Genomic DNA, 24,165 nt, shown 5'->3' on the forward strand with positions numbered 1-24,165 from the left:
CTATGGCAAAAAGCCACAGATCGAAATTCAGGACAAAATGCCACACCCAGGACATGTGCCTGTGGCATAATGGCAAAATGCCATAGCTAACGCCCTGTGGCATTTCGCCATCCCCTCTTCTCTGCCTCTTTACCTCACCGGCTTTCTGCCTCTACGCAGGATCTTCTTCCCCTGCGCATATGAGGCCGCATGACCGAGATCATTCCTCAATCCCCAGCCGTCGATCGGCCTGCGGTCTCAGGCACGCAGCAGGAACTCTGGGGGCACCCGATCGGTCTGTGGGTATTGACGCTCACCGAAGGCTGGGTTGGTTTTTCGCTTTATGGAATGCAGGCCATCCTTGCGCTGTACCTGACGGATCATCTGCTGCAACCGGACCATGCGGGACATGTGCTGGGTCTGGAGCCGCTTGAGGCTCTCGTTTCGGCTCTTTACGCGCCTGTTGGAACCCAGGCTCTGGCTGGCGCCATTACGGGCCTGTTCCTGGCCCTGATTTACGCGACCCCTCTCCTTGGCGGTTTTCTTGCAGACCGCGTGCTCGGCCAGACAAGGACCATTCTGCTGGGCGCGATCCTGATGACAGCGGGACATTTCCTGATGTCCTTCGATTGGAGCTTTGTGCTGGCGCTCGGCCTGCTGCTTCTGGGGCTTGGTATGGCGGGCGGTCTGCGGGCGCAGGTGGGCGCATTATATGCCCTGACAGACCGACGACGCTCGGACGCCTATCAGATCTATACGATGGGGCTTCAGATTGCAGTCATCGTCTCCCCGGTCCTCTGTGCGAGCCTGGCGCAGATCGAATGGCACTGGGGATTTCTTGCAGCAGGCCTGGGCATGCTGATCGGGCTGGTCGTCTATCTGGTCGGGCGTCGCTGGCTCCCCGCCCCGTCTCTGTTGGCGCGAACTGCCCCTGATGCGATCAGGAATGAAAAAAGGCCGCGCCCTGCCCTGACCTCACAAGAAAAGAAAACAACGATCCTGCTTCTAGCGCTCGTCCCTGTCATGGCCGTGGGAGCTGTCCCGAATTCCGAGATTTTTGATGGCTATCTGCTCTGGGGACGTGAACATTTCCAGCTTCGCCTTCTTGGATATGAAATGCCGGTCAGCGACCTCATATCCCTCGACGGATTTATCAGTACCCTGTGCGCCGTGCTCGTCCTCTGGTTCTGGAAAGCCTATGCGCGCCGACGTCAGGATCTGTCGGAAATCGCCAAAGTGGCGCTGGGAACCTTCATCGCAGCTTTTGCGCCCCTGATACTGGCTCTCGGAGCATGGCTGAGCCCCGGGCCGCATGAAGTCAGCCTGTTCTGGGGGCTGGCTTTCCACATCATCAACGATATCGGGTTTTCGATGAATTACGCGATCGGCATGGCGCTTTTCTCACGGGCCGCACCTGTCAGCCTGAATACCATCCTCGTCGCCTGCTTCTCGCTCCACCTGTTCCTGTCCAACCTGCTGATCGGAAAGCTGGCAACGCTGCTCGGGCGTATTTCAGACGTCTCGTTCTGGCTGCTGCATTCAGGTGCTGCACTGCTGGCAGCGGCGATCCTTGGCTTCTGCGCCGTGCGATTCCGCGATCTGCTGGCACCCGGAAAAGAGACCGCGCCGCCCGTTCCTTAAGGCGGCGCGACCAGACGACGCATCTCGGTGGCCGAAGCTGTCGAGACCGCATCGCCATCCAGCGTTCGGACCGTAACGGGCGTGAGCAGTCCATCCGCCCTCTTCTGGCTACGCTGGATGATAAGCCGCTGAACGATCGGATAGTCCTTCAGCAGCCTTTCAAACACGGGACGTGGAATGGCCAGAAGATGGCTGAACTGCAAGGAGCGCACTGTCCCCGGCATGACATCGTTCCGGATGACGGACGCCGCCCCGATCAGATCCCCACTCCCGAAAAGCAGATCCCGTTCGGCAAGATTGACCTCTGCCAGTCCTGCGACCTGCGCATAGACGAAGCGCACGCGCTGCCCACGCTTGAACAGGACCTCGCCAGGCGAGACGAAATGCATCGAGACCTTGCCTGCGAGCTTTTGCAATACATTGTCAGGCACACCGTTGAAGGCAGGAAACGCCCTGAGACGCTGCTCAATACCGCTCTTGAGGTTGAAGCGTAGAGGCGCATCAAGCCGGGCACGCTGACGCTCGATCTCGCGATGCAGTTCGCGGTGCAGTTCTTCCGAAATCAGATTGTCGGCTTCAAGCGCATCATATTCCTCGTCCTCCAGACGCAATGCGATCTGGCGCAGAATACGGCTTTCCAAAGCCTCCGAATAACCGGAATAATGCAGGCGCAGCGTCTCAAGCGCATCGTCCAGAAGCTTGCGTTGCCGTCCCAGAACCTCAGACACGATTTCCGTGATGCGCGGGCCGAGCGTCGGCTCCATACGCTGGCGGATGAAGCGCTGGAGTGAAAGCGAGACGAGATGCGCGATGATGAGCATCTCAAAACGCTCCATCATGCAATTCGTCAGCGGCTCGTCGATATGCAGGCGACTGTGCAGTTCCTGCGCAATCCGGAAACGCCAGGACGGCTGAAGACGCCGCTTGAGGGCACGGACATAGCCATACCGCCCTTCCAGACGGGCGCCGTCAGCCATGGCCTCTGCTGTTCGCAGCAGGGTCTCCATCACACGGCGGGACAGCCCCTGAATGCGGAACAAATCCAGCAGCAGGGAGCGCTCCTGATTGGCGATCGTGATCAGGGCGATATTGACGCGGTTGCGGTCACTCAGAGCGGACTCAAAATTATTGGCCGCCCTCTCCTTCTCGGCACGCCGCTCAAGACGGCTGATGACGCCCGCACGCGTCTGCTCGCTGAAGCCAAGTTCTTCCGAAAGCTCGCGTGTCCGCTCAGCGACCTCGCCCAGTCCAATTCCCACGATCTGCTGACGGATGGCCTGATCAATCGGTGAAAGCTGGTCCAGCTTGAAGAACAGCACGAACGCCCGAAGCGTAGTGCCGTTAACCAGAAGGGTGATGAGAACAAAGCCGGTGGCAATAATACCGACGAAATGCGCAACCGGGCTCGAGACACTCTGGTTTTCGGTCACGGCCAGAGCCAGTGCGAGTGTGATGGCGCCACGGATGCCACCCCATGCCATTGTCGCCTTGAAAGGGTTTGGTACGGGCGGAGACAGTTTGGTGACGGCCAGCAGCGGCAGCATCCCGAAGATCACCGCCGCACGGGCGATCAGGCCCGCAAGGCTCGCGATAATGATCAGCACGAAATCCCATTTCGTCATGCCGATCAGCAGTCGGGGCACGAGCATGGCCGCCAGAAGGAAGACGAGCGACCCGGCCCAGAAAACGAGCTGCTCCCACATTTCGTTCAGGAAGCGCCAGACCTGCGGCCGGAAAGTGGACGGCCCGTAAGCGGAGACCGTCAGACCCGCTGCTGCCGTCGCCACAACCCCCGAAAAGCCGAGCATTTCGTCACACAGGATATAGACTGCATAGGGCAATGCGAGCGTCAGCGTGACCTCGGAGGCGGCCGAACCTCCCAGCCCGGCAATCAGCAGCAGCGTGAGACGCGCCAGACAGACGCCGACCACGATCGCCCCGATAAAGGCCGTCAGGAAGTCCATCAATGCATCAGCCAGGTGGATCTGATGATGTGACGTTACGGCCGCCAGCAGGATCGAGAAGATGGAAATGGCCGCAGCGTCATTGAGCAGCGCCTCACCTTCGACAAGCCGCGTCAGGCGCGAAGCCGCACCGATTTCCCGGAAGATGCCTGCCACGGCAGAAGGATCGGTCGTGGCAACGATGGAGCCGAGGAGCAGGCAGACAACAAGGCTCTGTTTGGCAAAAGGATAAAGCGCAAAACCGATTGTCGCGGTCGAGACGATGACTGCCACAACAGCCAGTAGAAGCACCGTCGCCGTCTCATGCGCCAGACGTCGGACATCAATGGCCATCGCGCCCTGGAAAACCAGGATCGGCAGGAAGATCAGCAGGAAGGCTTCACTGTTGACCGGGAAATAGATCAACGCCTCGGCAGCCCCGTCCAGCAGGTCGGTCGCAGAGGAGCGAACGATCAGAGATGCAACAAGCCCAAGCCCGATCCCGGTCAAAGCCAGCAGAACCGCTTCGGAAATCTCAAGACGTTTCGCGAGAGGCTGAATGATGCTGACAAGCGTGAGCAGGAACGCAAGCGCTAGGAGTACGGCCGCCAGTCCTGTCACCATCATCGTTGGTTCTGTCCCTTCATGAGATCGTCCGCAGACGACTTATCGTATTTCAAGTTGATGCCGTCTCCCGGGAGAAGGCATCGAGCCAGCGCCGGACCTGTCCTTCCGGATCCTGTTGACCAATGAAGTCGCTCATGACGGCCACCGTATCGGCCCCGGCTTTGAGACAGTCTTCCAGACGGGACACGTTAATGCCGCCAATCGCGACAAGTGGAACAGTCCCGCACAGCTTTCGCCATTCTGCCAACTGCTTCAGTCCGCGTCCCTCAAGTGCCAAGCCCCGAAGCTGCGTGGACCAGACCGGACCAAAGGAAATGTAATCCGGCTTGCAGGCCAGCGCCGTTTCCAGTTCCTCATGGGTATGAGTGGAAATCCCGAACCGGATGCCAGCTGTCCGGATCGCGTCCAGATCGGTCGTTTCCAGATCTTCCGGACCAAGATGCAGCCACTCATAGCCCAGTTCGATGGCGGTCTGCCAGTAGCGGTTCAGGGCTAGAGATACATTGAAACGTGCGGCAAGTTCCTGGGCCAGCAAAGCCTGCGCCCTGATTTCCTCTTCCGGAAGGTCCCGGAGGTAAATCTCGATGAAGCGCAGGCCTGCACCACCAAGCCGTTCCACCCAGCGGGGATGGTCAACGACGGCATAGATCCTTGACGGAAGGGAAGACATCACGTTCGTACTCCACAGGCCTGCATACAAGGTGGCGCATCATCAGACTGGACCACACTGTTACAGTTCGGACCGGATGCGTCCAGAGATAGCATATCTTTATTAACGTCCTGTTTTCAGGACCGTTCCTGCAAAGCGGCGAGCAGAGCTTCTGCCGGATGGGCCGGGCGATGACCGGCCATGCGCTCCGTCTGACAGCGGCATGAAAATCCGGTTGCGAGGAGGGGCTTTTCGACCTTGGTCCGCCAGTTCTGATCAAAGATCTTCCGTGACAGGTCGACATGCTCTTTCTGATGCCCGAACAGCCCGGCCATTCCGCAACATCCCGCTTTCCCCGCCTGCACCGGCACGCCGAAATGACCGAGGATAAAGGCCCAGTCCCCGGCACTTTCCGGTCGTGCAGCCTGCTCCGTACAGTGGGAGATGACAGTCATGGGGGGCGCCATGCTCTTGATCTGTGTGGACTGCAACGTCCCCTGCTCTATCTTCTGGCGCAGGAACGTTTCCAGCGGGATAACGGCCGGTATCGGCGCCTTTCCTGCGACATCCTTATATTCCTGGGTGAACATCAGGCCTGTGGCTGCATCCAGCGAAACAACCGGGATCTTGAATGTCGCGAGTTTGCGCAGGTTTCGGAGCGTCTGGCGGGCCGTAACGCCAAAGCCCCTGCGAAATCCTAGAACATGACGGGCCTTGCCGTTATCCCAGACAGGCGTGACCTTCACATCCAGCCCGAGAGCCGTCAGAAGCGTATGGACGTTCTCGACAAGCCCGCCATCAAAGCTGCCTGTAAATGAATCCTGCATCAGAATGACAGCACGCGAATTGCCGCGGTTGCGCCGCAACCACGAACGGCTGATCCGGCTGCCCGCATCCAGTTGCGCCGGACGCAGGTGCGGAAGATCCACCAGCCCGAACCGGGACAGAACAGCCCGCGAGAGCGGATTATGCATCAGGAGGTTAGTCAGCGTCGGGACCGTCCGGCCCACAGCCAGAAGCGGCTCCAGCCAGTAAACGAGATAATCGCGGATCGGCCTGCGATGGTCCCGGAAATAGCTGGCAAGGAACTTCGAACGCATGGAGGGAATGTCCACACGGATCGGGCACTGTGTCGCACAGGCCTTGCACGACAGGCAGGTATCCAGCGCATCCTTGAGTTCGTCCGTCAGGGCCGGAAGCATGCTGCGATCGGGGGCGTCCTGCGGCAGCGAGCGTAGCCTGGCCCAGCTCCGGATCAGAAGCGCGCGACCTTTCGGAGACTGGGACCGGTCTTTCGTGGCCTTGTAGGACGGGCACATGGCCATGTCCGGCTCACGGTTGAAACAGGCGCCATTACCATTACAACTTATGGAAAGCGCATAGGGTTCGCGGAGCGCGGGAGCAATGTCCTCGTCGAAACGTCCCTTGAACGGGATGCCGTCGATCCGGTCTACAGGATAGCCCGCACCACCGGGTGCCAGCTTGCCGCGGTTGAAAATATCTTTGGGATCAAAGACATCCTTGATCCGGCAGAGTTCCGCGAACAGCGTTTCACCAAAAAACAGCGGGGAAAACTCACCCCGGAAGCCGCGCCCGTGTTCGCCCCAGAGCAGACCACCATGCCGTTTCGTCAGATTAGCCACAGCATCGGAAATCGGACGGATCAGCGCGCGATCCTCTGCGGTCAGCATATCCAGGAACGGCCGGACATGCAGGCAGCCCACATCTGCATGTCCGAACATGCCGTAAGACAGCCCGTACCCGTCCAGAATATCCCGGAACTCGCTCACATATTCAGGCAGCACATCCGGAGGAACGGCAGTGTCCTCAACGAATGGAACGCCCTGCCGGTGGCCATCAGGGCGGCCCAACAGACCGACCGATTTTTCCCGCAGCGTCCAGAGGTTCGCGATAATGTCTGGATCAGAAACTGCTTTATGATCAATAGGTTTGTTGGGAGAGCTCTCAAGTAGGGTGACCGCATGAGCCATCTGCTTGTGCAGGACATCCAGATCGTCTCCGACAAACTCGACGAAGCTCATGCCTTTGACCGGAAGTGCAGATTTGTTGCCTAGAACGCTCTCAAGCACATGCCAGATCACATCCTGCTGGGCCCTGGCGAGAACGCGATCGTCCAGCACTTCCACCGCAGACGGATTGGCAGGAAGAAGGATCTGAACGTCACGCAGGGTGTCGTTAAAGCTGGCATAGCGGACGACGATGAGCTGCCGGTATTTCGGCAATCGCTTCACGCGCAGAACAATTTTCTTGGTCAGGGCAAGCGTGCCCTCTGATCCTGCCAAGAGCCGCGCGAGATGAAAGCTTCCATCCTCAAGCAGGACATTCTGAAGGTTGTACCCCGTCAGCCCGCGGTTCATGTCCGGAAAGACCCGCCGGATTTCGTCGGCCTGTTCGGTCACAACCCGCTGAACTTCACGATAGGCACGGGCCGCAAGCCCTGCTCCGTTCACGCGGTCTTTCAGTTGCGCGGCTGTCAGAGCGCCCACATGGAGGTCGGTTCCGTCCGACAGAACGACATCCATGGCGTCTATATAGTCGGACGTCCGACCGTAGATACGCGATCCTTTGCCGGACGCATCCGTCGCAATCATGCCGCCGATCGTGGCCCTGGTGGCCGTCGAGACCGTTGGCGGGAAGAAAAAACCGTGGGGTTTCAGAAACGCATTAAGCCGCGCCAGAATGACGCCCGGCTCAACCGTAACCGTTCCTGACTCAGCATCGAAATCGAGGATCCGGTCCAGATGCCGCGAGACATCCAGCACAACGCCCTCGGTCAGCGACTGGCCATTGGTTCCAGTTCCACCGCCACGGATCGCAAGGGTCAGCTGTCCATCTGCGGCAGCGCGTACGGCCCGGTTGATATCTTCGCCTGTCCGCGGATGAATGACGGCCGCAGGAAGACGCTGATAGATGCTGTTATCGGTGGAAGAGACGAGACGGGAGGAGACCTGAAGATGGATATCGCCTTCAAATCCCTGCTCATCCAGTCGTCTGACAAAGGCTTCGCGGACGACGATTTCAGATGCGCTGGGAGACAGGCCTGAATTTCCGGTTGTTCTGCCGGATACTGCGTCTCCACCCATCTGTGCGTTTCCTTCACCGTCTCACTGTCTATGCCATTATACTCTATGCAGAAAACTTTCCCCCGATAGGAAAATCCTTCATTCCACCGTAACGGACTTCGCAAGGTTGCGGGGCTGATCCACGTCCGTCCCTTTGAGCAGCGCCACTTCATAGGCCAGCATTTGGACGGGAATGGCATACAGGATCGGGGCCACAAACGCGTCCACATCCGGCATGATGACAACCTGCTCAGCCACGTCCTTCAGCCGCTTCGCACCTTCCGCATCGGTGAAGGCAAGAATGCGACCACCCCGAGCCTTGGCTTCCTGCAGGTTGGACAGGGTCTTGTCGAACAGGATCGTCGATGGGGCTATGGCGACGACCGGAACGGTCTGGTCGATCAGGCTGATCGGACCATGCTTCAGTTCACCTGCGGCATAAGCTTCCGCGTGGATGTAACTGATTTCCTTTAATTTTAAGGCGCCTTCAAACGCAATCGGCGTACAGATCCCGCGTCCGAGATACAGAACATCGCGAGCCTGTGCGACAACGGCCGCCATGGCCTGGATATCCTTTGTGCGGGTAAAGACTTCGGCCGCGCGGGACGGCAGATCCAGCAGGCTGGCCGTCAGACGTTCTTCACGGGCCTGATCCATGGTGCCGCGAGCCCGCGCGAAGTCGATCGCCAGAGCCGCCAGAACGGAAAGCTGGGCCGTGAAAGCCTTGGTAGAGGCTACGGAGATTTCCGGACCAGCATCCATACCCAGCACGAGATCGCTTTCACGTCCCATGGTCGAGTGCTCGACATTCAGCACGGAAACAATGCTCTGCCCGGCCTTCTTGAGGCTCCGCAGAACCCCAAGCGTATCAGCAGTTTCGCCGGACTGGGAAATCAGCAGCGCCACGCCCTTGTCCGGCTGCGGCGGCTCGCGGTAGCGCATTTCGGACGCAACATCGATTTCCACCGGGATGCGCGCCAGGGATTCCAGCCAGTACCGTCCGACCATACCGGCATAATAGGCCGATCCGCAGGCCGTGATGGTAATGCGTGGAACCTGCGCCGGATCAAACGGCATTTCGGGAAGGGCAATGCGCTTTGAAGCCGGATCAGTGATCCGCTTCAGCGTCTGTCCGATGGCCACCGGATGCTCATGGAGTTCCTTCTCCATATAATGTCGGTAACCATCCTTGCCGACCTGCCCGGCCATGAACGTCAGATCCTGAACCGGACGGCTGACTTCAGCGCCGGTCATGTCAAAAATCGTGACATAACCGGGGGTCAGTTCACACCAGTCGCCATCTTCCAGATAGGTCATCTTCCGGGCCATCGGAGCCAGCGCAATGCTGTCGGACCCCAAGAACATCTCACCGTTGCCGTAACCTACGGCCAAGGGAGCGCCGTGGCGCGCGCCAATCAGCAGACCCTCATGATCCTTGAAGATCATGGCAATGGCATAGGCGCCTTCCAGCCGCTTGATCGCAGCAAAGGCTGCCTCCCGAGGCTCCAGCCCCTGCCCCAGATAATCATCGACCAGATGGGCGACTGTTTCTGAATCCGTTTCCGTCTGGAACACACGTCCCTTCGCCTCAAGCTCTTTCTTGAGCTCAGCAAAGTTCTCGATGATGCCGTTATGGACGATCGCCACGCGACCGGCTTCATGAGGATGGGCATTGTTTTCCGTGGGTGCGCCATGCGTGGCCCACCGCGTATGCCCGATCCCGGTCGTGCCAGGCAGCGGATGTTCCTTCAGGACATGCTCGAGATTGTCGAGCTTGCCAGCTGCACGACGGCGCTCAATGTCCCCGGATGCCGTCAGCGTAGCGATGCCTGCAGAATCATATCCGCGATATTCAAGACGACGGAGCGCCTCGAACGCGATCGGACTGGCAGGCTGGTGTCCAACAATTCCGCAGATACCGCACATCAGCCCTGTTCCTTCCGAGCTTTGAGAGACTGTTTGATCTGAAGGCCCTGCCCGCTTTTCAGCGTCTGCCTGGCCCGGCCCAGAGCCAGATCGCCGGGGGGAACGTCACTGGTGATGACGCTACCAGCCGCAATAAGGGCATCGTTCCCGACGGTCACAGGAGCCACAAGGATGGAGTCCGAGCCGACGAACACGCGCTCGCCGATCATGGTCCGGTGTTTGAACACGCCATCGTAGTTGCAGGTAATGGTCCCTGCGCCGACATTCGTGCCGCTCCCGATCGAGGCATCGCCCAGATAGGTCAGGTGATTGGCCTTCGCGCCCTCACCCAGTTCCACATTCTTGAGTTCGACGAAATTGCCGACATGCGTCTGCGCGGCGCAGAGCGTGCCGGGGCGCAGCCGGGCATAAGGGCCGATCATCGCATTTTCCCCGACCTCGCAGCCCTCCAGATGGGAAAAGGCGCGAATGAGGGTTCCGGAACGGACCCTGACGCCAGGGCCAAAGAAAACGTTCGGCTCAACCGTTACATCTGCCTCGATGACGGTGTCGGTGCTGAAGAAAACGGTTTCAGGAGCAACAAGAGTAACGCCCGCATCCATGGCCGCATTTCGCAGTCGGGTCTGAAGCGTCGCCTCGGCACGGGCCAGTTCCGAACGGGAGTTGACCCCCGCCAGTTCAGTTTCCGGCGCTTCCACGCAAACGACCGGTCCAGCTTTGGCGGCCATTTCAACCACGTCTGTCAGGTAATACTCGCCCTGGGCATTGTCGTTGCCGACATCCGCAAGCCAGGTCCGGAAATCGTCGGCTCCGGCACACATGACGCCCGCATTGCACAGCGTGATGCGGCGTTCATCTTCAGTGGCATCTTTGAATTCGACGATCTTCACGACCCTGTCGTGATCTTCCACAATCCGGCCATAACGTCCCGGTTCTGCAGGCCGCATTCCGAGAAGCGCCAGACTGGCGCCTTCCCTGCGTGCTGCCAGCAGGCGTTGCATCGTATCTGCCGTGATCAGCGGATTATCGGCGTAGAGAATGGCCACGTCGCCAGTACCGAACAGGTCCCGCGCCGTGTTGGCGGCATGTGCCGTGCCAAGCCGCTCGATCTGCGTGACGGTTTTGAAAGGACGGACGGCTTTTTCAAGTTCCGGCATGTCCGGGCCGGTGACGACGACCACATCATCAAAGACCTGTCGGGCAGTTGTGATGAGATGGTTGATCATCGGCTGGTTGCCCAGACGATGCAGCGCCTTTGGCAGACGGGATTTCATGCGCGTGCCGAGGCCCGCGGCAAGGATAATGGCAGTGGTGCGATGGGTGCTGTCGGTCATGTCCTGCCCGGGGTATCCAAACCACGGGCCCGCGTCAAACGGAGCCCGCAGACTGTGTCATCACTTCGAATTGCCGATTATTGCAAGACGTTCGAGTGCTCCGTTCAGGGAGCCACGGCGCGTTGCATGACAACCATGACACGCCCGAGTTTGGGGTGGTTGAACTCGATCCGGACCGGGACTGCGCCCAGACCATCAATCTTCTTAAACCAGACTGCTCCCGGCTGTGGCGCAGCCAGTTTCGCCCTGTTCGGAGAGTCCTTGACGAACCCTGCCAGCTGCCGACCGATAAAGTCACACCGCAGGGCCTGCCCCGAATAGGCTTCATCCTGCCCTTGCGGAATATCTGCCACGGTGGGGCCATGCACCACCATTTCGCTCAGACGGATCCCGTCAAAAACGATCTGCGAGCCGTCACATTTTCCGGTTGTCACAAGAGAATGCAGCAGCCGCGCCATACCGCTCAGCGTATCGACCGTATGCGGCAGGGAGCTGTCGGGGATCGGTTCGCGGTCAGTTTCCGGCGGCTGGAGATCCGTCACTTTGGGAGTGTCGTTCGAGAACTCCAGCCGGACATGCCGATGTTTGCCGCGGGAAATGCCCCCGCTGTCAAACAGCACCGGCTGCACGCTGCCGTCGGGCGCAAACTTTCCCTCAACGCGGGATGTCACGTCCATGGTCACGAACCAGCTGATCAGGCCCGCGGGCTTGATCTGGGTACTGCCCCCATAGCCCCAGGGCTGGAGCTGATAGGATGCCTGCGCATTCAGGACGTGAAAGCCCTTGAGATAAACGGCATAGGCAGCGTTGACCTGCCCCTCAGCCCGGGCCGGGCTACAGCCCAGACCGGCCATCAGGACAAGTGCAGTCCCTGCGACAAGAGCCTTAAACGTCAAGATTGGCGACTTTCAGGGCATTGCCGACAATGAAGTCCCTACGGGGCTCCACAACATCGCCCATCAGTGTAGAGAACACCTGCCCGGCATCTTCCACATCGCCGACCCGGACCTGCAGCAGGGTGCGGGTCGAAGGATCGAGCGTGGTGTGCCACAGCTGTTCGTCGTTCATTTCGCCCAGGCCTTTGAACCGGTTGATGGTCAGGCCACGACGGCCCTGAAGCAGGATGCGCTCCATGACGGCTGCGGGACCGAACAGTTCGTAAGCCGTCGGATCGAGCGTGAGCGTGACAGGTTTTGCGAAATCGCGGGCCAGACGCTCCCACTCCGACACCAGCCAACGGGCTTCGGCAGAACGGAGCAGTGACGGTTCGATCCGATAAACCTCGCCTACGCCACGAACGGAGCGGGCACATTCCAGACCCGTCTCAGAAATCGAGACCTTCCAGCCGCGCTCATTGGGCAGCGATGCCCCATCAAGACGCTGCTGGAACTCGGGCATCCGCGAGGTTGCAACAGCGATGTCGCTGTCGAGCACACCCGAAATGGCAGCCTGCTCCATGATCCAGACCGGCACCTTGGAGGCAATGCTCTGCAGGCGACGGGCGGCAGCCGACAGGAATGCGACTTCCTCGGCCAGAGGTTCTCCTGTCAGTTCCCGGCCATCCGCAAAGCGCAGGGAGGCATTCGCCAGGGCCTTGTCCAGCAGATACTGCTCAAGAGCGGCATCATCCTTGAGATAGCGCTCTTCCTGACCGCGCTTGGCGCGATAGAGCGGCGGCTGGGCGATATAGAGATAGCCCTGCTCGATCAGCTCCGGCATCTGACGGAAGAAGAACGTCAGCAGCAGCGTGCGGATATGCGACCCATCCACGTCAGCATCGGTCATGATGACGATCTTGTGGTAGCGCAGCTTTTCGGCCGAGAAACCGCCCTGATCGACATCACCACGGCCGATGCCAGTGCCAAGTGCCGTGATCAGTGTTCCAATTTCCGCCGAGCCCAGCATCCGGTCGAACCGGGCGCGCTCGACGTTCAGGATCTTGCCACGCAGCGGCAGAATGGCCTGGAAGCGGCGATCCCGTCCCTGCTTGGCCGTGCCACCTGCGGAGTCACCCTCAACGATGAAGATTTCAGCCTTGGACGCATCGCGTTCCTGACAGTCCGCGAGCTTACCCGGAAGAGAGGAGACATCCAGCACGCCCTTGCGCCGCGTCAGCTCACGCGCACGACGCGCAGCTTCACGCGCGCTGGCAGCGTCGATGATCTTGGCGACGATGGCCTTCGCTTCCTTGGGATGTGTCTCGAACCAGTGGGAGATCGCATCGGAGGCTGCAGCGTGAACGACAGGCTGGACTTCGGACGAGACAAGCTTGTCCTTTGTCTGCGAGGAGAACTTGGGGTCCGGCACCTTCACGGACAGGACAGCGGTCATGCCTTCGCGCATATCTTCGCCCGTCAGCGATCCCGCCTCACGCTTGGCCACACCTTCGGCATACTTGCCAACAACGCGCGTCAATGCCTGACGGAAACCGGCCAGATGCGTACCGCCATCGCGCTGCGGGATATTGTTGGTGAAGCACAGCATCGTCTCGTGATAGCTGTCGTTCCAGGTCAGCGCGAACTCGACGCGGATGCCGCTTTCGGGATTGTCGATCTCACCCGTGATCGGCGGCGTGACAATGGAAGTTTTTGAAGAATCAAGCCATTCCGCGAACGCGCTCAGGCCACCATCATAGTGGAAGCGCAGCTCCTTCGGCTCGGCATGACGCTCGTCACGCAGGATGATCAGCATGCCCGAGTTCAGGAACGCCAGTTCACGGACACGACGTTCCAGGATGGATAAATCGAAATCGACCTTCGTGAAGGTCTGTTTGCTAGGCTTGAACGTGACCAGTGTGCCACGGTCTTCCGTGGACGGTCCGATGACATGAAGCGCTTCATCACGCTCGCCATGCTGGAAGCGGATCTTATGCTCCAGTCCGTTGCGCCAGATGCGCACTTCCATCCATTCGGACAGCGCGTTCACAACAGCGGCACCCACGCCGTGCAGACCACCGGAAACCTTGTAGGAGTTCTGGTTGAATTTGCCACCGGCATGAAGCTTGGTCAGCACAACTTCGGCAGCGCTGATACCCTCTTCGGGATGGAGGTCTGTCGGAATACCGCGTCCATTGTCGCGCACGGAAACCGACCCGTCGCCGTTGAGCGTCAGGATGCAGTAAGTCGCGTGTCCGGCCTGGGCCTCGTCCACGGCATTATCGATGATTTCGAAGACCATGTGATGCAGGCCGGAGCCATCGTCCGTGTCACCGATATACATGCCCGGACGTTTGCGGACGGCATCCAGTCCCTTCAGTACCGAGATGGAGGAAGCGCCGTAATCTTCACCGTCGGCGCCAGGAATCTCGGGCTGGTTCTGGGTCTCTGACATGCGCGTGAGGGTCTCCATGGTACTCTGAAAATCTGTGGGGTCAGTATAGCCTGCGCCGCCCAGTTAGGCCAGCGGCGCGGCTATGTCAGGACGGAGATATGGTGCCGTTCCTGACGGAAAAAAACTGGGCGCGGCCTGCAATTGGCGCAAATGGTTCGATATCGGTGCCCGTAATCAGGACAGGAGCCTGCAATCCTTCAAGGCTTTCGAGCAGTGCGCGCCGTCGCACTTCATCCAGATGAAGCAGAGGCTCGTCCAGAAGGATCGCCGGCGCATGGCCCCGCTCCTGTCGCATCAGCCGTGCATGGGCCAGGATCGTACCCGTCAGCATGACTTTCTGCTGACCACTGCTCGAAAGCTCGGCGGGACGTCCTGTTGCAGTATCGGACAGGGTGAAATCGGCGCGATGGGCACCGACAGAGGTGCCGGAACGCAGCCGGTCCTCATCGCGGGACTGCTGAAGACTGCTCCTGATCCAGTCCTCCACCTCCAGCGCAGGCTGTCTGCCAAGGCGAGCGGAGATGGCACAGTCCAGATGAAGCGTGCTGGCAGAAAATCCATCATTTTCAAACGGATGGGCGTTCATGCTTTCAACGAGTGCGAGCCGCGCAGCGGAAGCGGCAACAGCATGCCGGGCAATGGAGTCCTCAATGGAAGACAGCCACGCCGCCTCGGACGGACGCTCGGAAAGAAGCCGGTTGCGGCTGGCAACTGAACGGTCATGAGCCGCAATCTGCCGACCATGATCGGGTGACAATGCCATAACCAGCCGGTCCAGAAACCGGCGTCGTCCGCTGGAGCCTTCCTGAAAAAGCCGGTCCATCTGCGGGGTCAGCCACACGCAGGAAAATTTTTGCCCGATTACAGCCTGAGAGCGGATATTTTCCCCATCAAGCCGGAATGTCCGGCGCTGCCTTTCGGTCAGATCGCTGCCGGTGCCGATCCGGAATTCATCCAGACCAGACTGAAGCGTCGCTGCAACGCCCCAGTGGTTCGCCCCATTGCGACAGAGAGCCGGAAGAGGCGCTCCCCGAAGGCCTCGGCCAGGTGCCAGCAGGGAAACGGCTTCGAGCAGATTGGTTTTCCCGGAACCGTTCTCTCCCGTCAGAACCAGAATGGAGGCATCCGGGGTCCAGACGGTATGGGTGTAGTTCCGGAAATCCGTCAGCGCGAGCCGGGTCAGTTTCAATCGTGGCTCGTGCTCAGACCCGCATGGGCATCAGGACGTACAGCGCCGAAGGGGACGCCGTGTCACGGACGATGGTGGGAGCAGAGCTGTCAGAGAATGCGAATTCCACTTCCACGTCGATCTGATCGGTGATGTCCGTCAGGTAACGGGCCTGGAAGCCGATTTCGATCGGCGCAGCGTCGTAGGAAACGGCGTTTTCATCCAGTTCCTCATGGGCCACACCCTGATCGGGGCTGGTGGCGGAGAGGTTCAGCATATTCTGCGTGACAGACAGCTTGACCGGGCGCGAACGCTCCTGGCTGATGGCTGCGACGCGACCAACGGCCGCTGCAAAGTCGCGTTTTCCAACGCGCAGGATGCGGTCATTGCCCTTGGGAATGACACGCTCGTATTCCGGGAAAGTGCCGTCGATCAGCTTGGAGGTCAGAAGGACCGGACCGGCCTGGAACTGGATACGGGTGTCGGACAGCGACACTTCCAGATCAGCTGCTCCTTCGTCGAGCAGCTTGCGCAGTTCGTTGATGGTCTTGCGCGGGATGATGACGCCCGGCATGCCGCGTGCGCCTTCGGGAAGTTCCGTCTCGACGCGGGCGAGACGATGGCCATCCGTGGCCACGGCCCGCAGCATCGGGATGGACCCGTTTTCTGCAACGTGCAGGTAAATACCGTTCAGATAATAGCGGGTTTCTTCGTTGGAAATGGCGAACTTGGTACGGTCGATCAGACCACGAAGCGTTGCAGCCGGAATTGAAAAACGATGCGGCAGATCGCCAGCAACCATGGCCGGGAAATCATCAACCGGCAGTACGTTCAGGCTGGTCGCATAACGGCCGGCACGCAGGGCAAGCGGAGCCTCACTGTCCTGATGATCGAACTCCAGAGCAACGCCATCGGGCAGTTTGCGGACAATCTCAAAAAGCACAGCAGCCGGAACAGTTGTGGATCCCGAACGCTCACCCGTCGCGGGAACATCTTCCACGACGGCGATTTCCATATCCGTCGCCGTCAGGCGCAGAACGTCATCCTGATAGCTCATCAGAACATTGGCCAGGATGGGGATGGTATTCCGCTTTTCCGCAACGCCGTGAATATGCGCCAGAGCCCGTTGCAGCAGGGTACGGTCAACCTTGAATTTCATTCCGAGCCTCGGCGAAGATCTTGAATTAATTGAGAGAACCTAGCAGACCCCCGCCCCTCGGGAAAGAGAGGGATCGGAGGTCTCGCGGGGTCAGCCTTCCAGCATCCGGCGCAGCAGTTCCACGTCCTCGGCAAAGGATGTGTCCTGGTCCATCAGCTCGGTCACGCGGTTGACGGCGTGCATGACGGTCGTGTGATCGCGGTTGCCAAACTTGCGTCCGATTTCCGGAAGCGAGCGGCTTGTGAGCTGCTTGGCCAGATACATGGCAACCTGACGCGGACGTGCCACGGCACGGGCGCGGCGGGCCGAGGACATGTCCGTCAGGCGGATATTCCAGTGCTCGGAAACTTTGCGCTGGATTTCCTCAATGGTCACGCGCCGGTCATGGGCCTTCAGCATGTCCTTGAGAACATCCTGCGTCGTATCGAGCGTAACCGGACGTCCAACCAGATCAGCATGGGCAATCAGGCGGTTCAGCGCGCCTTCAAGCTCACGAACATTGGTCGTGATCTTGTGGGCCAGATATTCCAGAACCTTGGACGGAACATGCGTGCCCGAGGCCTTGGCCTTGGCTTCCAGAATGGAAATGCGCAGCTCGAAGGTCGTGGCATGGATGTCAGCGACCATGCCGCAGCCCAGACGGGTCCGCAGACGGTCTTCAAGGCCCGACAGATCGGACGGGCTCTTATCCGCGCTGACGATGATCTGACGTCCGGCATCGACGAGGGCATTGAACGTATGGAAGAACTCTTCCTGCGTATTGTCCTTGCCGATCAGGAACTGCAGATCGTCGATCATCAGCACGTCAACGGAGCGGAGCTGTTCCTTGAATTCCATCGTGGACTGCGAACGGATCGCCGCGATGAAGCGGTACATGAACTTTTCCGCGGACATATAGGCCACGGAGACCTTGCCTGTTCGGGTCAGTTCCGTTCCGATCGCGTGCATCAGATGGGTCTTGCCGAGACCAACGCCGCCATACAGGAACAGCGGATTGAAGCCGGGGCTCGACGGCTTTTCCGCCACGCGACGGGCGCAGGCATAGGCAAATTCGTTCGGCTTGCCGACGATGAAGGTATCAAACGTAAAGCGCGGATCAAGCGGTACGGCCAGATCGCTGCGGCTTTCAGGCGCGACTGCCTGAGGCAGGCTTTCGCTGATTTCGCCCGTGCCCTCGCCGGCCTCGTCCAGATCATCCACCGGCACTTCCGGAAGACCACGCTTGACCTGAAGTTCAACGCCCTTGATGTCTTCGCGCTCGGTACGCCAGAGCGTCTGAAGGCGCTCCTCATACTGGCTGCGGACCCAGTCGCGGAGAAAGCGCGTGGGCAGGTAAAGGGTCAGTTCATCTTCGTCGAGCGGCCCCAGAACGATCTGCCGGAGCCACGTCCGGTATTCGACCTCGCCGACCTCAATCTTCAGTTTCTCACGAACGCGGACCCAGGCGGTCTCCAGCGATGTCGTCGAACCGGGGGCGGAGGCGCTGGCGTCCAGATACTGAGCGTTTTCCACCATTGTACCCCCTTTCATGTCCATTCCCGCATCCGCGGGCATCAGTTATGGTTCCCTGCACGCAGGGCAATTGTGCTCTCGACAGAAAAACTGCAGCAGAAAAGCCGGCGAATTTCCGGAGAGGCCAGAGCATCCGATACTTTTTTGTCGAACGCCCAGAATAGGCGTCCGTTCTGCCCGAAGCAAGCTGGAACACGAAGGGTTCAGCGGGATGTCGCGGGAGTGTTCCCAATGAGCAACCCGGCAACAGAAGCCCGGAAAAAGATCTCGGGGATGCAGTCAAAAAAGAACGCGCTCCTGGAGGGGAGCGCGTTCTTCAGTTCCGACCCGAAGGTGAAGCTCAGGCGGTTGCCAGAGCCTTCACGCGGGCGGACAGACGGGACAGCTTGCGGCTGACCGTGTTCTTGGCAATCACGCCCTTGCCTGCTGCGCGCTGCATTTCCGGCTGTGCAACCTTGAAAGCCTCGGAAGCAGCGGACTTGTCACCGGCCTGGATGGCGAGTTCAACCTTCTTGATGAACGTACGCATGCGGGACATGCGAGCAACGTTGCGCTCACGGCGACGTTCGTTCTGACGGATACGCTTGCGGGCAGAAGCTGTGTTTGCCATGGATCTTTCGGTTCAGTTTGCGTTTTGGTCGCGTAAATGGTTGGCGCCGTCTACTCTGTCCGGACGGGTCACGTCAAGCGTTTTGCACATTTTACACAGGATGGGGGCATCTTCCTGTCGCGCTGCCTATTTCTGGCAGGTCGGACAGAAGAACGTTGAGCGCCCTGCCTGTGTGATGCGCTGGATCGGATGTTCTGCTCCACAGTTTGGGCATGGAGCCCCTTCGCGTCCATAGACGAGGTGCAGGTCCTGAAACCCGCCTTTCGTGCCGTCAGCCTGCACATAGTCGCGCAGGGATGATCCTCCGGAGGCAATGGCCTGCTTCAGGATCTGCGGAATGGCTTCTGCAAGGGCGGCAGTCTCTTCTTGCGTCAGAGTATAGGCCTGCCGCTCGGGATGAATGCCGCAGCGGAACAGCGCTTCGCACACATAGATATTGCCAAGACCTGCAATCAGCTTCTGATCCAGCAGCGCGGATTTGATCGGCGAGCGCCTGCCCCGGAACAGGTTCGCCAGTGCTGGCCCAATCATGGCCTCCGAAAGAGGCTCCATCCCCAGATGGGCCAGGAGCCGGTGACTGTCCTCTTCAGATGTGCGAACCAGATCGACCATGCCAAAGCGTCGGGGATCAACCAGCCCTGCCCGCGCGCCGCTGTCCGTTTCAAGGACCAGATGCTCGTGTGCTGGCGGAGTTGCGTTTGTCCCTGCCCGGCCAATCGTGAGTTGGCCCGACATACCCAGGTGCAGCAGCATGCTCCACCCGCCTTCAAGACGCATGAGAATATACTTCGCGCGCCTGCGGAACGAGAGAACGTGATGACCTTCCAGCTTTTCCCGCAGATCAGCGGGAAACGGCCATCGAAGGTCGGGACGATTGACGGAAACATGGCTGATTCGGTGCCCTTCAAAGGCATCACGAAATCCACGCATGACGGTTTCGACTTCTGGAAGCTCTGGCATGGCTGGCCTCAACGATATATCGATTGCCCCATGACCGATAGCGCAGAACACAACGCCTCGCCCTTCCAGTCCTCCGCACACGCCGAGGACACCACCGATTTCGGCTACCGGAGTGTTCCGCGCGGCCAGAAGAAGACGATGGTCCGGGAGGTGTTCGAGAGCGTCGCCGGGAAATACGACATCATGAATGACGTGATGTCGCTGGGTATCCACCGCGTCTGGAAGCGCATTTTCGTGGGCATGCTCAATCCGCGCCCGAACATGAAGCTGCTGGATCTGGCGGGCGGTACTGGCGACATCACCTTCGGCTGGCTCCGTGCCGGCGGTGGCCCCGCCATCCTGTCCGACATCAATGCCGCCATGCTGTCCGTGGGGCGCGATCGTGCCATCAAGGCCGGACTGATTGGCAAGATCGAAGTCTGCGTCGTGGATGCAGAAGCCATCCCTCTGCCCGACTGCTCCGTCGATCGCGTGACGATCGCCTTCGGCCTGCGCAACTGCACGGACAAGGACGCCGTGTTGCGTGAGGCGCGTCGTGTCCTCAAGCCGGGCGGCCGCTTCTTCTGCCTTGAGTTCTCGCAGGTCGAAGTCGCAGCCCTCGCGCCGATCTATGACATGTGGTCCTTCCAGGTTCTGCCCAAGATGGGCCAGATCATCGCCAAGGATTCCGAGAGCTACCAGTATCTCGCCGAGAGCATCCGCATGTTCCCCGATCAGGAAACGCTGGCGCAGATGATGCGCGATGCCGGACTGGAGCAGGTCCAGTACCGCAATCTCTCTGGTGGCATCGCCGCCATCCATTCCGGCTGGCGTCTGTAAGACCATGCGCCGCGTCCTGCTGATCGTCTCGGGCGGCATTGCTGCGTTCCGGGCGCTTGAGCTGGTGCGGCTGCTGCGGGCTGAGGGCATTGCCGTCACGCCCGTCATGACCGAGGCCGCCAAAGCCTTCGTCACCCCGCTCAGCCTCGAGACGCTGGCAGGAGAGCGGGTTCACGATGCGCTGTTCGAGCCCACGCAGGAAAGCGAGATCGGCCATATCGCCCTCGCCCGCAGCGCGGATCTTGTGGTTGTCTGTCCTGCCACTGCCAACATCATGGCGCGCATGGCCCACGGTCTTGCCGATGATCTGGCGACCACACTTCTGCTCGTGACCACATCTCCCATCCTTCTGGCCCCGGCCATGAATGTCCGGATGTGGGCACACCCAGCCACGCAGGCCAATCTGAAAGCTCTCGAAGCACGCGGCGTTTCCATCGTCGGGCCGGATGTGGGAAGCATGGCCTGTGGAGAAATCGGCGCGGGCCGGCTGAGCGAGCCATCCGCGATCCGCGATGCCATCCTGCATATCCTGACGCCGGACCGCTCTTTGGCCGGGCGTCGTATTCTCGTAACGGCTGGTCCAACCGTCGAGCCGCTCGATCCCGTACGGTTCCTGTCCAACCATTCTTCCGGCCGACAGGGCTATGCCATTGCGGCGGCTCTGGCGGCACGGGGCGCGGACGTCACACTGGTCAGCGGGCCAGTTTCGATCCCTGTGCCTGAGGGCGTTCACCGCATCTCCGTTCAGACCGCCCGCGAGATGCTTGCAGCCTGTGAAGCTGCCCTGCCGGTCGATGCTGCGGTCTGTACCGCCGCCGTCAGTGACTGGCGTGCAAAGGAACTGGCGCCGGGCAAGATCAAGAAGACGGGTGACGGACCGCCCAGAACTTCGAACTGGTGGAAAACCCGGATATTCTGGCAACGCTCTGCCGTGCCGCCCAACGCGCGCGTCTTGTCGTGGGATTTGCGGCCGAGACGGATGATGTTCTGGACAACGCCCAGGCCAAGCGTCTGCGCAAGGGGTGCGACTGGCTGGTGGCCAACGATGTACGCCAGGGCGTGTTCGGCGCCATGCGCAATACCGTCAGCCTGATCGACGACAATGGCATTCAGAGCTGGCCGGAAATGGACAAGACCGACGTCGCAGAACAGCTCGCGCAGAGGATTGCGGCCTTCTTTGCCCATCCGTCTTCATAGGCATCACAATCCGGGATAAGACAGAGGCCATGACGACAGACCTGATTGATGTGCGCATCACGCGCCTGCCTCATTCCGAAGGCCTTCCCCTTCCCGCCTATGCCACTGCCGGTGCTGCAGGATTTGATTTTCTGGCTGCTGTGGACGCTCCCATGACGATCGCTCCGGGTGAGCGCGTTCTGGTGCCGACCGGACTGTGCATCGCCCTGCCCCCTGCCTATGAGCTTCAGGTCCGTCCCCGCTCGGGTCTGGCCCTCAAGCATGGCGTCACCCTGCCCAATTCTCCCGGCACCATTGACGAGGACTATCGCGGCGAACTCCGCATCATCGTCATGAATGCGGGTACCGAACCCTTCACCGTCGAGCGTGGCACCCGGATCGCGCAGGGCGTGCTGGCCCCCGTCTCCCGCCTGCGCTGGACGGAAGTCGAGACGCTGGATGAGACGGCGCGTGGCGAGGGCGGCTTTGGCAGCACCGGCCACTGATCCGATCGGTGACATGCAGAAAAGACTTGAGCCTTCCAGATTTCTCTTTCTAACCTCTGACTCCCATCACGAGGAAGGATCGCGCGCATCATGACGGGCAGCCCGATGGCCATGCCCATGCGGATCATGCATCGCTGGCGACAGCGAATGAGCGGCATCGAGCTTTCGATCCTGTTCTGCGCGACGGCTCTTGCACTTCTCGTCGCACATCGCGGCCCGGCCATGTCCGTCCTTGCCGCCGTTCCGCCGGGCCTGACGCCGCCCCTGTGGGAGGTGGCCGGTCTGACGCTTCTGCACATTGCCCTATCGCTGGTGATCGTTGTGGGAACGTCCCTGCTCCTGTCGGGTGCGGCCTGTCAGTGGCCACGCTTCCGGGCCTTTCTGGTCCCTGCTCTTTCTGTGGCCCGTGCCATTCCGGGTCTTGGGCTGATTGGGATACTGGCCGCCATCTTCCCCCCTGACCTGACAATCATGCTGGTTGCGGCCTCAAGCATGATCTGGCGGATCGTAACCGCTGTTCTGGATGCTGAGGACACACTTCCTGCCGCGCTGGATGAGGTGGCAACGGGCCTGCGCATGACGGGCTGGCAGCGCTTCTGGCGCCTGCAGATGCCAATCGCCGTACCCCTGACGACGTTCAGGGCCATGCAGGCCATGCCGGCCTTCTGGGTCCGACTGCTGTCTGCGGAAGGCGTGATGATGCTGATGAGCCACCAGACGACAGGCGGATGCGGCGCGGAAGTCCTGCGGGCGACGCTGGAGCATCATCCCGTCCGGATCATCGAAGTCTCCGTAGTCATCCTTCTGCTGATCCTCCTGCTCGATCAGGCCGTCATGCGTCCGATGGTAGGGTGGGCGCAACGCTATCGTCCGGAAGGCCCTTTTGAAGAGCGCTCACGTCCGCAGTCATGGCTGCTGATGATCTGGCGCCGGACGAAACCCATGCTCTGGATCAGCGGCATCATAGGGCGCGCGCTCACATGGATCGGTAACTGGCGGATCGGGCGCCCCCGGATCATTCTTCCCGAACGCACCAAGGCAATCCGGCAGCTTCCCGAAGCACTCCTGCCTGTCGTTTCGCTGCTGCTGCTCGTCTATGCGATCTATCATGCCGGCCTTCTCCGGCTTCTTCCTTCGGATCTTGCCGAAGCTATGCTGACGCTCCTGCATGTCTGCGGAACGCTGGTTCTGTGCGTGCTGGTCTGGGTTCCCCTGGGCCTTCTGATCAGCGAGAGCAGGTCGTCCCTGCGAAACCTGTGCCGCGCGGCTGTTGCGGCCTGCGGGCTGTTTCCGGCCGTCCTGCTTTACCCGCTCTGTCGGGAACTCGGGCTCAACTCCGCTGTCGTGCTGCTGTTCCTCGGCGCGCACTGGCTGATCGGGATCGTCGTTCTGGACGCGGCAAAAGCCATTCCTTCGGGTCTGAGACAGGTCGCTACAGGGCTCCGGCTGCGCGGCGTCCTGCTGTGGCGCCGGCTTCTGCTGCCGGCCATCGCGCCTGAACTGGGCGGCGGACTTCTGACGGCTGTCGTGCCGGTCTGGAATGCCGTGATGGTGGCGGAGGCCTTCGTGCCTGCTGATAGCGGGCTGGGCGCGCGCCTGCTCTCCGAAGTGCTGAGTGGTGCCGTGAGCGCCCAGATCCTTGCCCTGATGCTGCTGACGCTTCTCTCCATGATGCTGGACCGGCTGGTCCTGCAACCTCTTGCCGTGAATGCGGCCCAGAAATACACGATCTGAACCCCAGGC

The 24,165-nt window shown here is 60.3% G+C and carries 16 protein-coding genes and 1 pseudogene; 5 read left to right on the top strand and 12 right to left on the bottom strand.

Annotation, left to right across the window (positions count from 1 at the left end):
- Positions 1–189: 189 nt before the first annotated feature.
- Positions 190–1,620: a peptide MFS transporter gene (locus ACJ2A4_RS01075; protein ID WP_408873267.1), complete on the top strand. Its 1,431-nt coding sequence runs from the start codon at positions 190–192 to the stop codon at positions 1,618–1,620.
- Here the strand turns inward: ACJ2A4_RS01075 and ACJ2A4_RS01080 are convergent.
- The 12 genes from ACJ2A4_RS01080 to mutM all read right to left on the bottom strand — a co-directional run bounded on the left by ACJ2A4_RS01080 (position 1,617) and on the right by mutM (position 19,921).
- A complete protein-coding gene (locus ACJ2A4_RS01080; protein ID WP_408873268.1) occupies positions 1,617–4,190 on the bottom strand; it encodes a cation:proton antiporter in 2,574 nt (857 codons plus the stop codon). The two genes, ACJ2A4_RS01075 and ACJ2A4_RS01080, sit on opposite strands and share 4 nt — an antisense overlap.
- A gap of 49 nt (positions 4,191–4,239) precedes the next feature.
- Entirely contained in the window at positions 4,240–4,860 is a 621-nt protein-coding gene (locus ACJ2A4_RS01085; protein WP_408874064.1) for a thiamine phosphate synthase, read from the bottom strand.
- A 116-nt stretch (positions 4,861–4,976) separates the two neighbouring features.
- The gene (locus tag ACJ2A4_RS01090) at positions 4,977–7,943 is read right to left on the bottom strand and encodes an FAD-binding and (Fe-S)-binding domain-containing protein (protein ID WP_408873269.1); all 2,967 of its coding nucleotides are present in this window, start codon (positions 7,941–7,943) and stop codon (positions 4,977–4,979) included.
- A gap of 78 nt (positions 7,944–8,021) precedes the next feature.
- On the bottom strand, positions 8,022–9,848 hold the full coding sequence (gene glmS / locus ACJ2A4_RS01095; protein WP_408873270.1) for a glutamine--fructose-6-phosphate transaminase (isomerizing): 1,827 nt from the start codon (positions 9,846–9,848) through the stop codon (positions 8,022–8,024).
- A complete protein-coding gene (gene glmU, locus ACJ2A4_RS01100; protein ID WP_408873271.1) occupies positions 9,848–11,182 on the bottom strand; it encodes a bifunctional UDP-N-acetylglucosamine diphosphorylase/glucosamine-1-phosphate N-acetyltransferase GlmU in 1,335 nt (444 codons plus the stop codon). The genes glmS and glmU overlap by 1 nt, the downstream gene beginning before the upstream one ends.
- A gap of 104 nt (positions 11,183–11,286) precedes the next feature.
- Positions 11,287–12,078: a DUF3108 domain-containing protein gene (locus tag ACJ2A4_RS01105; protein ID WP_408873272.1), complete on the bottom strand. Its 792-nt coding sequence runs from the start codon at positions 12,076–12,078 to the stop codon at positions 11,287–11,289.
- Positions 12,068–14,512 (bottom strand): DNA topoisomerase (ATP-hydrolyzing) subunit B, encoded by a 2,445-nt coding sequence (gene gyrB, locus ACJ2A4_RS01110; RefSeq protein ID WP_408873273.1) that lies wholly within the window; start codon positions 14,510–14,512, stop codon positions 12,068–12,070. Before gyrB ends, ACJ2A4_RS01105 begins: the two co-directional genes overlap by 11 nt.
- A gap of 85 nt (positions 14,513–14,597) precedes the next feature.
- On the bottom strand, positions 14,598–15,701 hold the full coding sequence (gene recF / locus ACJ2A4_RS01115; RefSeq protein WP_408873274.1) for a DNA replication/repair protein RecF: 1,104 nt from the start codon (positions 15,699–15,701) through the stop codon (positions 14,598–14,600).
- A 13-nt stretch (positions 15,702–15,714) separates the two neighbouring features.
- Entirely contained in the window at positions 15,715–16,839 is a 1,125-nt protein-coding gene (gene dnaN / locus ACJ2A4_RS01120) for a DNA polymerase III subunit beta (RefSeq protein WP_408873275.1), read from the bottom strand.
- A 90-nt stretch (positions 16,840–16,929) separates the two neighbouring features.
- Positions 16,930–18,369 (bottom strand): chromosomal replication initiator protein DnaA, encoded by a 1,440-nt coding sequence (gene dnaA / locus ACJ2A4_RS01125; protein ID WP_408873276.1) that lies wholly within the window; start codon positions 18,367–18,369, stop codon positions 16,930–16,932.
- 322 nt (positions 18,370–18,691) lie between these two features.
- Positions 18,692–18,961, bottom strand: coding sequence for a 30S ribosomal protein S20 (gene rpsT, locus ACJ2A4_RS01130; protein WP_062510301.1), 270 nt, complete (start codon positions 18,959–18,961; stop codon positions 18,692–18,694).
- A 126-nt stretch (positions 18,962–19,087) separates the two neighbouring features.
- Positions 19,088–19,921: a bifunctional DNA-formamidopyrimidine glycosylase/DNA-(apurinic or apyrimidinic site) lyase gene (gene mutM / locus ACJ2A4_RS01135; protein WP_408873277.1), complete on the bottom strand. Its 834-nt coding sequence runs from the start codon at positions 19,919–19,921 to the stop codon at positions 19,088–19,090.
- A gap of 30 nt (positions 19,922–19,951) precedes the next feature.
- On the opposite strand from mutM, the gene ACJ2A4_RS01140 reads away from it, so the two are divergent.
- The 4 genes and pseudogenes from ACJ2A4_RS01140 to ACJ2A4_RS01155 all read left to right on the top strand — a co-directional run bounded on the left by ACJ2A4_RS01140 (position 19,952) and on the right by ACJ2A4_RS01155 (position 24,156).
- Positions 19,952–20,740: a class I SAM-dependent methyltransferase gene (locus ACJ2A4_RS01140; RefSeq protein WP_011253996.1), complete on the top strand. Its 789-nt coding sequence runs from the start codon at positions 19,952–19,954 to the stop codon at positions 20,738–20,740.
- 4 nt (positions 20,741–20,744) lie between these two features.
- A pseudogene (coaBC, locus tag ACJ2A4_RS01145) lies at positions 20,745–21,937 on the top strand (bifunctional phosphopantothenoylcysteine decarboxylase/phosphopantothenate--cysteine ligase CoaBC).
- Positions 21,938–21,966: 29 nt separating this feature from the next.
- On the top strand, positions 21,967–22,422 hold the full coding sequence (gene dut, locus ACJ2A4_RS01150) for a dUTP diphosphatase (RefSeq protein WP_408873278.1): 456 nt from the start codon (positions 21,967–21,969) through the stop codon (positions 22,420–22,422).
- A 90-nt stretch (positions 22,423–22,512) separates the two neighbouring features.
- Positions 22,513–24,156 carry a transporter gene (locus tag ACJ2A4_RS01155; RefSeq protein WP_408873279.1) on the top strand — a complete coding sequence of 548 codons (1,644 nt, stop codon included), beginning with the start codon at positions 22,513–22,515 and terminating at the stop codon, positions 24,154–24,156.
- Positions 24,157–24,165: the final 9 nt, after the last annotated feature.

This window comes from Gluconobacter roseus, from assembly GCF_046058915.1.
Lineage (GTDB): Bacteria > Pseudomonadota > Alphaproteobacteria > Acetobacterales > Acetobacteraceae > Gluconobacter > Gluconobacter roseus_A.

Coding starts and splice junctions, on each gene's coding strand:
- mutM (WP_408873277.1), bottom strand. CDS start 19,921: ATGCCAGAGCTTCCAGAAGTCGAAACCGTCATGCGTGGATTTCGTGAT.
- ACJ2A4_RS01075 (WP_408873267.1), top strand. CDS start 190: ATGACCGAGATCATTCCTCAATCCCCAGCCGTCGATCGGCCTGCGGTC.
- ACJ2A4_RS01155 (WP_408873279.1), top strand. CDS start 22,513: ATGACGGGCAGCCCGATGGCCATGCCCATGCGGATCATGCATCGCTGG.
- rpsT (WP_062510301.1), bottom strand. CDS start 18,961: ATGGCAAACACAGCTTCTGCCCGCAAGCGTATCCGTCAGAACGAACGT.
- ACJ2A4_RS01085 (WP_408874064.1), bottom strand. CDS start 4,860: ATGTCTTCCCTTCCGTCAAGGATCTATGCCGTCGTTGACCATCCCCGC.
- ACJ2A4_RS01140 (WP_011253996.1), top strand. CDS start 19,952: ATGACCGATAGCGCAGAACACAACGCCTCGCCCTTCCAGTCCTCCGCA.
- dut (WP_408873278.1), top strand. CDS start 21,967: ATGACGACAGACCTGATTGATGTGCGCATCACGCGCCTGCCTCATTCC.
- dnaN (WP_408873275.1), bottom strand. CDS start 16,839: ATGAAATTCAAGGTTGACCGTACCCTGCTGCAACGGGCTCTGGCGCAT.
- gyrB (WP_408873273.1), bottom strand. CDS start 14,512: ATGTCAGAGACCCAGAACCAGCCCGAGATTCCTGGCGCCGACGGTGAA.
- dnaA (WP_408873276.1), bottom strand. CDS start 18,369: ATGAAAGGGGGTACAATGGTGGAAAACGCTCAGTATCTGGACGCCAGC.
- ACJ2A4_RS01090 (WP_408873269.1), bottom strand. CDS start 7,943: ATGGGTGGAGACGCAGTATCCGGCAGAACAACCGGAAATTCAGGCCTG.
- ACJ2A4_RS01080 (WP_408873268.1), bottom strand. CDS start 4,190: ATGATGGTGACAGGACTGGCGGCCGTACTCCTAGCGCTTGCGTTCCTG.
- glmU (WP_408873271.1), bottom strand. CDS start 11,182: ATGACCGACAGCACCCATCGCACCACTGCCATTATCCTTGCCGCGGGC.
- glmS (WP_408873270.1), bottom strand. CDS start 9,848: ATGTGCGGTATCTGCGGAATTGTTGGACACCAGCCTGCCAGTCCGATC.